At 37.7% G+C, this 13,226-nt stretch carries 10 protein-coding genes; 8 read left to right on the top strand and 2 right to left on the bottom strand.

The window, feature by feature from the left end; translation table 11 throughout:
- Positions 1–70: 70 nt before the first annotated feature.
- Entirely contained in the window at positions 71–265 is a 195-nt protein-coding gene (locus NGC85_RS07285) for a hypothetical protein (RefSeq protein WP_254805369.1), read from the bottom strand.
- Positions 266–558: 293 nt separating this feature from the next.
- Between NGC85_RS07285 and NGC85_RS07280 the strand changes: the two genes are divergently transcribed.
- From NGC85_RS07280 to putP, 7 genes are all read left to right on the top strand, one after another.
- Positions 559–1,500 (top strand): metal-dependent hydrolase, encoded by a 942-nt coding sequence (locus NGC85_RS07280; protein WP_254805368.1) that lies wholly within the window; start codon positions 559–561, stop codon positions 1,498–1,500.
- A gap of 203 nt (positions 1,501–1,703) precedes the next feature.
- The gene (locus NGC85_RS07275; RefSeq protein WP_254805367.1) at positions 1,704–2,021 is read left to right on the top strand and encodes a multidrug efflux SMR transporter; all 318 of its coding nucleotides are present in this window, start codon (positions 1,704–1,706) and stop codon (positions 2,019–2,021) included.
- A 753-nt stretch (positions 2,022–2,774) separates the two neighbouring features.
- Positions 2,775–4,622, top strand: a complete 1,848-nt coding sequence (locus NGC85_RS07270) for an ABC transporter ATP-binding protein (RefSeq protein ID WP_254805366.1) — start codon at positions 2,775–2,777, stop codon at positions 4,620–4,622.
- A complete protein-coding gene (locus NGC85_RS07265) occupies positions 4,622–5,080 on the top strand; it encodes a MaoC family dehydratase (RefSeq protein ID WP_254805365.1) in 459 nt (152 codons plus the stop codon). Before NGC85_RS07270 ends, NGC85_RS07265 begins: the two co-directional genes overlap by 1 nt.
- Before the next feature lie 112 nt (positions 5,081–5,192).
- Positions 5,193–6,218, top strand: coding sequence for an AraC family transcriptional regulator (locus NGC85_RS07260; protein WP_005062056.1), 1,026 nt, complete (start codon positions 5,193–5,195; stop codon positions 6,216–6,218).
- 94 nt (positions 6,219–6,312) lie between these two features.
- The gene (gene gcvH / locus NGC85_RS07255) at positions 6,313–6,687 is read left to right on the top strand and encodes a glycine cleavage system protein GcvH (protein ID WP_005062057.1); all 375 of its coding nucleotides are present in this window, start codon (positions 6,313–6,315) and stop codon (positions 6,685–6,687) included.
- 592 nt (positions 6,688–7,279) lie between these two features.
- A complete protein-coding gene (putP, locus tag NGC85_RS07250; RefSeq protein WP_005054321.1) occupies positions 7,280–8,776 on the top strand; it encodes a sodium/proline symporter PutP in 1,497 nt (498 codons plus the stop codon).
- 52 nt (positions 8,777–8,828) lie between these two features.
- On the opposite strand, the gene NGC85_RS07245 is transcribed toward putP, so the two are convergent.
- Entirely contained in the window at positions 8,829–9,320 is a 492-nt protein-coding gene (locus NGC85_RS07245) for an Lrp/AsnC ligand binding domain-containing protein (protein ID WP_005062059.1), read from the bottom strand.
- Between the two features lie 117 nt (positions 9,321–9,437).
- On the opposite strand from NGC85_RS07245, the gene putA reads away from it, so the two are divergent.
- Positions 9,438–13,202, top strand: coding sequence for a trifunctional transcriptional regulator/proline dehydrogenase/L-glutamate gamma-semialdehyde dehydrogenase (putA, locus tag NGC85_RS07240; RefSeq protein WP_254805364.1), 3,765 nt, complete (start codon positions 9,438–9,440; stop codon positions 13,200–13,202).
- The last annotated feature ends 24 nt before the right edge of the window (positions 13,203–13,226 follow it).

Below are 13,226 nucleotides of genomic sequence, written 5' to 3'. Positions count from 1 at the left end.
TTTAGAAAAGGCTTCCTTTTATTTGAGTTGAAAAAAATGATTCTAAACCTCAAGAAAACTTAGATTTAAATTAATGGACACTTAACTCATCATCTTTTGCGAGCAGCACAGAAGCTAACATTGGTATGCCTAAAATAATCGGAACAACAATGATCCATAAATCAGTAGTTAATTTACTAGAAAAGAAGAAATGAATAACCATCGCGGCTAAAGCCAAGACTGAAGCTAAGATCACCATGAACCGTACTGCAAATTTAACAAGCATTTTATAATCCTATCGTTTTTGATTCTTGATTTTAGTATACGCTTTAATCTGGAAAAGATAAGCAATTAAAAATACTACCGCTTGATCAGCCAGTTACATAAGCAATTGCAAAGGATGAAAAGATCAACGTTCTGAAAAATATTTAATGTAAATTAAAACGCCTCATTCAATTGCTTATCTTTAAAATCTATCTAATTGCTGTTTTTGTCCTTTATGAACATGGTGATCTTTTTTACTCAATGCTAAAAATTACATATTCAAATTAGTTTGTCATTTTAGATTGGGTAATGCATATGATCACAGAAAATCATCAAATTAAGGCTAGAAAAGTACATTTCGATTTCTCTGAGTCTTCAGTTTGTTGGATGCCAAATGATCCTCTATGTTCTCACATCGCCAATGGCATTAACATGCTACTTCCAGCGGGTGAATTTTGGTTTTGTCGTGTATTTAACAAAACACTCCCCCATATAACGGATGAAAAACTAAAACAAGAAGTAGTTGGTTTTGTTCGCCAAGAAGCTGCACATGCTCGAGCGCATGAAAAAGCCCAAGATTTTTTAAGAGAAAATGGTTATGACATCCAAGACCCACTTAATCGCGCACATTTAATTTTTAATATTCTTTTAGGCGATAAACCACTTGGCATTCCGTTCCTAAAAGGTGAAAAGCTTGATGAATATTGGTTACTATTTCGTGTCGGTGTAATTGCTGCAATTGAGCATTTTACAGGCACTATTGGTCAATGGACTTTAGAGAGTAAATCTTGGGACAAAGCTGATCCAGCAATGTCCGATTTATTCCGCTGGCATTTAGCTGAAGAAGTTGAACACCGTTGTGTAGCTTATGATTTATTTGAACATCTATTAACGAATAAATTAGGCTTCTACGTTTCTCGTCAAGTGATTATGATGGCAATTTTCCCATTATTTATTTATTTTCTTGCTGATTTTGCACGCAGTCTTGGGAAACAAGATTTAGAGCATAAAGACATTCAAAAATTAATGCGTCGTGGTTTCTTCTCATTTATTCGCGAGTTTGAAAAAACAGCCACTAAAACTGATAACTTACCAACGATTAAATATTTATGGAAAGCAACTTTACGTTGGGTTTCTCCAAATTTTAATCCAATCCATGAAGGCGATACAGATCAAGCATTGGCTTATATGGCAAAATCCCCTGCTGTTCAATATTTTGAACAAATGACAGTAACACCAAACAACATTCCGTCTTAATTTAAAACCATCTTATTGATTTTGGATAATTTATAGACATATAACTTATCCAATTTTAAAAGTTTTAAACTCCTATCTATACAAAATTTAATAAAAAATAACTGAAATTTTTTGCTAAAAATGTTTCTATATTTTGAAAAGGACGACCTTTTTATTTCTTAAGTTGTTAGGACGACCTAATATTCTAATAATGAGGTGTCTAAATGGCTTGGGCTTATTTAATTTTAGCTGGAATATTCGAAATTGTTTGGGCATTTTCTATAAAAATGTCAGATGGTTTTACAAAACTCACGCCAAGTATAATCACAATTGTTTTCATGATTTTGAGTTTTGGCCTATTAGCTGCTGCTATGAGAACCTTACCCCTAGGAACTGCATATACTATTTGGGTTGGTATTGGAGCTATTGGTGCATTTCTTATTGGTATATTTTTCTTACATGAGCCGATAGGACTTCTGCGAATTTTAGCAGCAGCCTCAATCATATTCGGTGTTGTATTGATGAAAGTAACAGCTAGTTAAGTTTTAAAATAATAGCCTTTTCACAAGGCTATTATTTTTTTATCATTACAACTAATCTCGTTATTATATATCCACAGAAAATATATAACTTTAAATTCAGCATAAAATTAAATCTAAAAAACAAAATCTTACACTAAATTAATCTTATACTAAGGAAATAAAGCTACTCTATTTTCCTCCAAAAAACCACAGGAAGCTTAAACTCATGCTTAAGTAAATAAGCACAAACTAATAACCCAGAGCTAATTACAAACCATATTAGATCCAACTCAACTAAGCTCAATAAGCAAATGCTTACGCCTAAAAGAATGAATATATAAAAAACGGCTACCCCAAACTTATTATCCATTTTATCCCCCAATAAAATTAAATACTTAAGTGATTGATAAGTTAAATCAGTTTAAAAAAAATACAATACTCTTGAGTCATTGAATTTTACGACTAAATGTTAATTGTTAAACTAATTTTCAGTTTAACCACAAAAAAGATACAAAATATAATTTTTTTTATGATAATGCAAATTTCACATTTTCTTAACAATCACATGCTATTAAAAACAAACTCTCAAAAATGCCCCAATACCATTCAATTTGATTTCATAAACGATTTAATTTTTCATAAGTCCTATCGCTGCAGCCTATAACAAAGAAAATATTAGAAAATTCCACGAAATAACCTTATTCATCTATTTATTTGATTTTCTGTTATGCTACAGCTAGCTAAGTCGATACTTTAAAACTTGAGGGAAACGTAATGCTGCAATGGTTTGAAAAATTAGTCGATCCTTATCCCACAAAAGACTTAAACAAACCATTACCAACCACGTTCTTTGCTTTTGTATGGCAAGCAACCAAAGGCGTACGCCCTTTTCTATTTTTTCTTATCGCGTGTACTGCTGCTGCTGCATGTTTTGAAGCACTATTTTTTGCATATGTTGGAAAATTAGTAGACTGGCTCACAAAAAGTCAGCCTAGTACCTTTTTACAAACCAATCAGCAAAATTTAACGATTTTAATTAGTATTTTATTTGCAAATATTTTCTTTGTAAGCCTTCAATCCATTATCAAACATCAGGTTCTATTTAGTAATTTCCCGATGCGTATGCGTTGGCGTTTTCACAACTTATTATTACAGCAAAGTTTAGATTTCTTTCATACCGATTTTGCAGGTCGTCTTTCAGCAAAAGTGATGCAGACTGCATTAGCCGTACGTGAATTTTGGATGATTCTGGGCGACATGTTGGTTTATGTCTTGGTTTACTTTATTACCATTAGTTTAGTACTTGGCTCTATTTCACCTATTCTCATCGTTCCGCTCATTTTATGGCTTCTACTATTCATTATCATCGCCAGTTACTTTATTCCACGCCTTGGTAAAGTCTCTATGGAACAAGCCGACGCGCGTGCCGTTATGACAGGTCGTATTACTGACGCATATACCAATATTCAAACTGTAAAATTATTCGCTCATGCTGGACGAGAAAGCCAGTATGCCAAAGAATCTATGCGCGAATTTATGGTGACTGTTTATAAACAAATGCGTTTAGGTGTGAAATACCAAATTAGCATTCGTTTACTCAGTGCCTTTCTTTTCATAGGCGTGATCGGAACTTCAGTATGGTTATGGACACAAGGTCAAGCCGCGATTGGCGTTATTGCAGCGACCACAGCTATGGTATTAAAACTCGATAGTTTGGCTGAATTTATTATGTGGCATGTCACAATGCTGTTCGAGAACGTCGGTACCATTCAAGATGGTATGAAAACTTTGGGGAAACCAATCCAAATTCAGGACAAACAAGATGCAACTGAGCTCAACGTTAAAAATGGTGAAATTCGCTTTGAAAATGTAAGTTTTGCTTATAATGAGAAAAATGTGATCGAGCATTTCAATCTAACAATCAAGTCAGGTGAAAAAATTGGAATTGTGGGACGTTCTGGTGCTGGAAAATCAACACTAATCCAATTGCTGCTTCATTTTTACGAAATCAACCAAGGTCGTATTTTGATTGATGGTCAAAATATTCACGATGTAACACAAGATAGTTTACGTGCCAATATTGCATTAGTGACGCAAGATACATCCCTATTACATCGTACAGTTGCTGAAAATATTAAATACGGTCGTCCGAATGCAAACGAAGTAGAACTTCAACTCGCTGTGAAAAAAGCCCGTGCTGAAGAATTTATTCCGCAATTGACAGACCAAAAAGGACGTGTTGGATTCGATGCTTATGTCGGTGAGCGTGGAGTCAAGCTTTCGGGTGGACAACGTCAACGTATTGCAATTTCTCGTGTTTTTCTTAAAGACGCACCGATCCTCATTTTAGATGAAGCAACGAGCGCTCTCGACTCAGAAGTGGAAGCAGCGATTCAAAGCAGTTTAAATGACTTAATGGTAGGCAAAACAGTTATTGCTATTGCGCACCGTTTATCTACTATTGCTCAGATGGATCGCCTCATTGTACTGGATAAAGGCAGAATTGCTGAACAAGGTACACATGAAGAACTGATTGCCAATGATGGCTTGTATGCACAATTATGGAAACGCCAAACGGGTGGTTTTCTAGTTGAACAACGAGTGACTCAGGACACAGAATAATGTTGTATTTAGAAGATTTAAAGATTGGAGATCATTTCATTAGTCGTGAATATGAAATGACTTTGGAAGAAGTGAAACAGTTCGCAGGTCAATACGACCCGCAACCCTTTCATTTAGATGAGCAAGCTGCCGCACAACATCCGATTTTTCAAGGCTTAGCCGCAAGCGGTTGGCATACTTCTGCCGTGACGATGCGGTTATGGACAGAGTGTTTTCCAATCGCAGGTGGATTACTCGGCTCAGAATCAAGTCTACGTTGGCCACGTCCGACTCGTGTTGGCGATAAAATTCATGTTGAAATTGAAATTACAGCGATCGTGCCATCCAAAACTAAAAACGATCGAGGTATCGTCAGCTATGTGACCCAAGCTTTAAACCAGCATGGTGATGTGCTATTAATATCAACAACCAAAATTATGGTTTTTAGAAGACCAAATTTATGTTTGAAGATTCAGTGACTCTCTTGTCCAACAATTTTTATGATTGATTATTTTATTTCATGTAAAGATGTTTAAGACTTAAAAATGTTTAAAAGATATTGGCAAAATTGATGAGCGCCACGGAAAGCACATGAAAACACCCTCAACTCGTCAAGATCAAGGTATACCAGGTGTCTATGGCTTATTGTTATTAGACGTAGTTTCTCGTTGGGGATATAACGATGAAACTTTATTTGCTCCATTTCATCTCACGAGCGAACAACTGGCTGATCCAAATTATCGAATTCCAACACCAATCGCAAACGAACTAGTAAAGCATTCTTTGCGCTTAACGGGTGAAAGTACCCTTGGTTTTCATATAGGTACGCAAATGCGTATCTCTATTCATGGTTTTATTGGTTATGCCATTATGACTGCACATGACATCACTGATGCCATTGCACTGGCCAGTCGTTTTATTCAGCTTCGCCTTCCGTTTTTACAGCTTTATTTTTCTACTTTTGGTCCTAAAGCCACTTTACAACTACAATGTGATATTGAGGTTGAACCCTTACGCACCGAAATTATTTTAGGTTTGACCATTGGTATCATGACCATGGCAAAAGCCTTAACTGGAATTGAAGATTTAAGTGGTGAAGTTGATTTAGATTTTCCCGAACCAATTGGATTCGAAAAATATCGTGATAAATTAACAAGTATCGTTAGATTCAATCAACCACACTTAATTTCTAGTTTTGATAAAAAATACTTAGGCTTGAAAATGGTCAATGCTGACCCGATCGCCAGTCAAATTGCTATTAATCAATGTGAAACTGAGTTATCTGCTTTAGGTGAACGGAGACGTCTAGCTATGCGTGTTCGTGATATTTTAACCAATTCAGAGCAGCATTATTTAAGTATCGAAAGCGTCGCAGATCGTTTACATATGTCAGATCGGACTCTAAAACGACAATTAGCAGCTGAAGGCACATCATTCTCAACATTGGTAGATGAGGTACGGTATCGTCATGCTACATCCCTACTTTCAAGAACTGATTATAGCTTGGAACAAATTGCTGATGAGTTAGGTTATTCTGATGTAGCCAATTTTAGCCGAGCATTTAAACGTTGGAGTGGTCGAAGCCCTAGCAACTGGCGCAAAGATCCATATTTATAATATTTAAATGCTTTTTTGTTAGATGCTTTTGTTTTTATTGAAAAACCTGTATAAAACCAGACAAAAATGATACGACAGATTTTAAGGAGTTGTCATGAACCATCCAGCAGATTTGAAATATGCAAGAACGCATGAGTGGGTAAGAATTGAAGGTGACTTAGTTGTTACGGGTATCAGTGACCATGCTCAATTGGAATTAGGTGATTTAGTTTATGTTGAAGCACCTGAGGTTGGAACTCAAGTTGTTGCGACTGAACAAGCGGGAATCGTAGAATCAGTTAAAACGGCATCTGACATCCACGCACCTATTTCAGGTACTGTCGTTGAAGTAAATACAGCTCTCGAAGATGATCCTGATTTCGTAAATGAAGAACCATATGGTAAAGGTTGGATCTACAAAATCAAACCTGACAATATGGCTGACGTTGAAAAGCTTCTGTCAAATACGGATTATGAATCAGGTTTGTAAGATTCATTAAAGCTATTTTTAAAAAACCTAGTCAAATTGCCTAGGTTTTTTTATGTCAAATACAAAACTAGCTAGCGATAAACTCATATCATTTTTCAAATGAATGAAAATTTAACTCATTACAAGCAATTTAGCTTTTTTGATCGAATACAAACCACAAAATATGTCGCTTTAGCATCTTAACCAAACTATATTCGCTAAATTTAAAGCCATTTCATTCAAAATAGATTTTTATCAGCGTTTTAATAGCTTAATTAGATCAATTTAAGTACATCTCAATCCCGTAAATAGCTCAAAAAACACAAAATTATTAAATTGCATGTATTCATAGCTAATATTTTGCAATTGAAAATAAAATATTGTCTGATTTATAGTAGCTCTAAAGTTGAATTTATTCGATTAAAAACATAAGATTCATGAGCTTATTTTTAATTACACAATTAAACAATTTTATTACAAAAAAACAACAGTTTTTCCAAAATCATCCATGCTTGAATCTGTCACCTTATCAGTCTTGTTAGAATAGTAAATCAATTTTGGGCTATTCAGATGGGATTGTACCGTTATGGATAAATAAGGATAAGCATCCATTATGAATTTTTCTAATCCCACTGTTGTAATATTCGTGGTGTATATCGCTGCTATGTTAGGCATCGGTTTATACGCCTATTTTTCTACCAAAAACCTTGATGATTATATTCTTGGGGGGCGAAGTCTAGGAAGTTTTGTCACCGCCCTATCAGCTGGTGCATCCGATATGAGCGGCTGGCTGCTCATGGGTTTACCCGGTGCTATTTATCTTGCCGGACTATCTGAATCATGGATTGCAATTGGCTTAATTATCGGTGCTTGGCTCAATTGGTATCTGGTTGCAGGACGCTTACGTGTTCATACCGAAGTGCAAAATAATGCCCTGACACTACCAGATTTTTTTACAGGTCGTTTTGATGATCAGAAGAAAATCTTACGTGTTACATCTGCATTGATTATCCTTATATTCTTTGCAATTTACTGCGCTTCTGGCATGGTTGCTGGTGCTCGTTTATTTGAAACCCTTTTCCAAATACCATATACCACTGCATTGTGGCTAGGTGCTTTTGCAACTATTGGTTATGTGTGTATTGGTGGCTTCCTTGCAATCAGTTGGACTGATACTTTCCAAGCAGGCTTGATGATTTTCGCCTTATTGCTTCTTCCAATCGTGACCTATATGTCTTTAGGTATTGGCATGGAAGAATTTACAGCAGTTGTTGAAAGCGTTCGTCCACAGGCATTTGATTTTGCGACTAACTTAAGTTTTGTTGCGATTATCTCTGCGGCAGCTTGGGGTTTAGGATATTTCGGTCAACCGCATATTCTTGTACGCTTTATGGCAGCAGACTCAGTAAAATCGATTCCAGCAGCACGCCGTATTGGTATGACTTGGATGATTTTGTGCTTAGCAGGTGCAGTCGGTTCAGGTTTTGTTGGTATTGCATATTTCCAAATGCATCCAGAACTTGCAGCCGCAGTAACGGGTAACCCTGAAACTGTGTTCATGGAACTCACTAAAATTCTATTCAATCCGTGGATTGTTGGTATCATCCTTGCTGCAATTTTATCTGCCGTAATGAGTACATTGAGCTGCCAACTTCTCGTTTGCTCTAGTGCCTTAACTGAAGATTTGTACAAAGGCTTTATCCGTAAAAATGCCTCTCAGAAAGAGCTTGTTTGGATCGGTCGTGCAATGGTTCTTGCTGTTGCGATGCTTGCCCTTGTTCTTGCACAAAACCCAGAAAGTAAAGTTTTAGGCTTGGTTGCTTATGCATGGGCTGGTTTCGGTGCTGCATTTGGTCCATTAATTATTCTATCGCTATTCTGGAAGCGCATGACCTTAAACGGTGCTTTAGTGGGTATGATCGTTGGTGCTGTTACCGTTATTGTTTGGAAAAACTTCTTCGGTGAAACAGGTATTTACGAGATTATCCCTGGCTTTGCATTCGCGTTTATCAGCATCATAGTAGTGAGTTTGCTTGGTAAAGCACCAAATGCAAATGTCACTAGCCGTTTTGAACAAGCTGATGAAATCTATACACGTGAAATGAAATAACTGACGAAATAAAATAATCAAGGGGCTCTCGAGCCCCTTTTTTTGTGCTTTGTTAAAATTTGGTTCGTGATTTGATTTTAATTTTTGAACTATCTTTCACAACTTGCATCACAGGATAACTACGTGTTTCTTTAACACCCGGTAACTGCCAAAGAATTTGTCCTGCAATTTTTCTAAACTCTTCCATCCCCGCACTACGCAATTTAATTAAAAAATCAAAGCCACCACTCACCATATGACACTCAACAATTTCAGGGTATTGAGTCACTGCATCAATAAAATCATCTAAAACATTTGGCGTAGTTTTATCTAAAAGCACCTCAACAAATACTAAAAAATTCGCATTGAGCTTATTGGGATTAAGCTTTGCCTCGTACCCCAATATAAATTCATCCTTTGTTAATTTCTGAACACGAGCCATAACCGCTGTCGGAGAAAGGTTCACTAATTCAGCTAATTTACTATTAGAAATTCTTCCATCTGTTTGAAGAATATCCAGAATTTTTAGATCAGTCCGATCTAATGTATAAATAGGGCTATTCAACTGAATTTTCCTCTAAAAAATGGGTCAAATATAGTGAGTTACTCGGGTTTTATTCTGTAATCATAAATTATCTAAACCTCTCTACTCAATAGAGATAGATTGTTATCGGAATTTAGCATGAATACTTTGGATACTCCCGCACAAATGGACACAGCTCACACCAATGGTGGTTATATCACCGAATTTAAAGAAAAAAGTGAGTTTGAGCAACGCATTAATACTGCTTGGCGACGTGCAGAACCAGAATCTGTTGCAGAACTCACAGAAGCTGCAAATATATCACCTGATCTTGATCAAAAAATTTACGAACTTGCATTCAACTTAGCTAATAATTTACGTGAACGTAAAAGCTCGGCTGGTAAAGCAGGTATTGTTCAAGGTTTACTTCAAGAGTTTTCACTTTCTTCACAGGAAGGTGTTGCATTGATGTGTTTGGCGGAAGCATTGCTTCGTATTCCAGATACTGCAACACGTGATCTTTTGATCAAAGACAAAATTAACCAAGGCAATTGGAAAGAGCATGTTGGCCAAAGTAGCCTGATGTTCGTAAACGCTGCAGCTTGGGGTTTGATGCTTACTGGCAAGCTGATGGAAACACCTAAGCAAACCAGCTTATCTAGTGTTTTGACAGGCTTATTGGCTCGCAGTGGTCGTGGCATCATCCGTAAAGCAGTTGACGTCGCAATGCGTATGATGGGCGAACAGTTCGTAACTGGTGAAACTATTCAAGAAGCACTTGAACATGCTAAACCATTTGAGCACAAAGGTTTCCGCTACTCATACGATATGTTGGGCGAAGCTGCACTTACTGAACATGATGCTGAGCGTTATTACAACGATTACACCCAAGCGATTCATGCCATTGGAAAAGCATCAAATGGTCGTGGTGTTTACGAAGGCCCTGGTATCTCAATCAAGCTATCTGCTTTGCATCCACGTTATCAGCGTGCGCAAATTGATCGTGTGCATCATGAGCTTTACAACAAAGTTTTCGAGCTTGCGTGCTTAGCAAAACAATACGACATCGGTTTAAATATTGATGCTGAAGAATCTGAACGTTTAGAAATTTCACTCGAATTACTTGAACGCTTATGTTTCGAACCGAAACTTGCCAACTGGAAAGGTATTGGTTTCGTTATTCAGGCATATCAAAAACGTTGTTTCTATGTGGTTGATTACATCGTTGATCTTGCAAAGCGTAGTAACAAACGCCTGATGATCCGTTTAGTAAAAGGCGCATATTGGGACAGCGAAATCAAGAAAGCGCAAATTGATGGCATGACTGACTATCCTGTGTTTACACGTAAAGTGCACACGGATTTATCATACATTGCTTGTGCCAAGAAACTTCTTGCTGCACCAGATCAAGTATATCCGCAATTTGCGACACACAATGCGCAATCACTAGCAACCATCTACACCTTGGCTGATCCAAGCAAATATTATCCAGGTCAATACGAGTTTCAATGCTTACACGGTATGGGTGAGCCATTGTATGAGCAAGTTGTTGGTGCTAAAGAAGATAATAAACTCGGTATTCCATGTCGTGTTTATGCACCTGTTGGTAACCACGAAACCTTATTGGCTTACTTAGTTCGTCGTTTACTTGAAAATGGCGCAAACACATCGTTTGTAAACCGTATCGCAGACAAAACTTTGAAAGTTGATGATTTAATTCAATCACCGATCAAAGATATTCAAAATGCTGCAAAAGAAGAAGGTCAACTTGGTTTAAAACATCCTGCGATCCCACTTCCGCATGATCTTTACCCATTACGTCCAAACTCAAATGGCTTTGATCTGAATAACGATCAACCATTAGCTGACTTGGATGCGACTGCACAGAAATTGCGTAGTCAGATTTGGAAAAGTGCACCGTTACTTGGTTTCGAATCAACAGTACATGACCAAAGTAATGCACTTGCAATTACAAACCCTGCACAAAATAGCGAAGTTGTCGGTTATGTGAATGAAGCGACGAGCGCTGATGTACAACTGGCACTAGAAGCTGCAGTACAAGCTGAGCAAAGCTGGGCTGCAACCGATAAAGTTGAACGCGCTGCATGCTTAAAACGTGCTGCTGACCTAATGGAAGCTCGCATTCAAGAATTGATGGTATTACTTTGCCGTGAAAGTGGTAAAACTTATGCCAATGCGATTGCGGAAGTTCGTGAAGCTGTAGACTTCTTACGTTACTACGCAACTCAAATTGAGAACTTACCTGCAAAGGCGCAAGTAAAGCCATTAGGTACAGTCTTGTGTATTAGCCCATGGAACTTCCCTCTTGCGATTTTCTCGGGTCAGATTGCAGCAGCATTGGTGAGTGGCAACTGTGTGATTGCCAAACCAGCTGAGCAAACACCATTGATCGCGGCTCAAGCAGTACAAATGCTTTGGGAAGCTGGTGTGCCACGCGGCGTTGTTCAACTTCTTCCGGGTCGCGGTGAAACAGTTGGTGCGCAATTAAGCCAAGATGATCGTATTCAAGGCATTATGTTCACTGGTTCTACTGAAGTTGCTAAAATCTTGCAAAAAACAGTGGCAAAACGTTTATCTCCAAATGGTCAACCAATTCCGCTTATCGCGGAAACGGGTGGTCAAAATGCGATGATTGTAGATTCTTCTGCACTTACTGAACAAGTGGTTCTCGATGTCGTCAGTTCTGCATTTGATAGTGCTGGTCAACGTTGTTCTGCACTTCGTATCTTATGTGTGCAAGAAGATAGCGCTGCAACAGTCATCAAAATGTTAAAAGGTGCAATGCAACAGTTGATCGTAGGTAATCCTGCAATCTTGAAAACTGACATTGGTCCTGTAATCGATACTGAAGCTAAAGGAACCATTGATACGCATATTCAAAAGATGAAATCTAAGGGCTACCCTGTTCATCAGTTGATGTTTAACGATGCAGTAAGTCAACAAGCACTTGCACAAGGTACATTTGTTCCACCTACAGCGATTGAATTACCAAATCTTGATGATTTAGAGCGTGAAGTATTTGGTCCTGTCTTGCACATCATCACTTATAAGTATGGTGAGCTTGAGCAGTTGATCGACCGTATCAATGCTAAAGGCTATGGCTTAACGATGGGTCTACATACTCGTATCGATGAAACCATCAATACAGTGATCCAACGTGCTGAGGTGGGTAACTTATATATCAACCGTAATATCGTCGGTGCTGTTGTAGGCGTTCAACCATTTGGTGGAGAAGGCTTATCTGGTACTGGTCCGAAAGCGGGTGGTCCTCTGTATATGTACCGTTTGATGGAACATTGTTCAGAAAAAGTTTTAGCAACACCTTTTGCGGTAAAAGCTGAAATCTCTCAATTTGATGCTATTTCTAATGTTGCGTACCAAAACTTATTGACTTGGGCTAAACAAAACATGCCACAAGCAATTCCTACGATTCCAGCATTTGGTGTTGGTAAATTCTATGAGTTGCAAGGCCCAACTGGTGAAAGCAATCAATACATTATCTTACCTCGTCATCGTGTGCTTTCTATCGCAAATGATGAAGCGAGTCAGTTACAACAGTTACTAGCGATTTTCTCTGTTAGCAGTTCTGCTGCTGTAACTCAAGATAATGCTTTCTTAGTGAAACATCAAAAATCTTTACCCAAAGATGTTTTAGCTGCAATCACAGTCATTTCTAGCATTGAAAAAGATGCTTTTGATGCTGTTTTACATCATGGTTCAGTTGATCAATTGACTGAACTACAAACTAAAATTGCGAACCGTTCTGGAGCAATCGTGGGCATTACTCATCTTAAGAAAGATGAGCAGGTTCCTTTAGAACGTCTAGTCATTGAACGCGCTATTAGCGTAAATACTGCTGCTGCCGGTGGTAATGCGAGTTTAATGACTTTATCTGAAGACTAATTTAAGTCTTCAAATCTCCCAGCC

Source organism: Acinetobacter sp. Z1 (assembly GCF_024296945.1).
Classification (GTDB): Bacteria; Pseudomonadota; Gammaproteobacteria; order Pseudomonadales; family Moraxellaceae; genus Acinetobacter; species Acinetobacter beijerinckii.
Note: the sequence above shows the minus strand (reverse complement) of the source record. Positions and strands in the feature narration are given on the sequence as shown.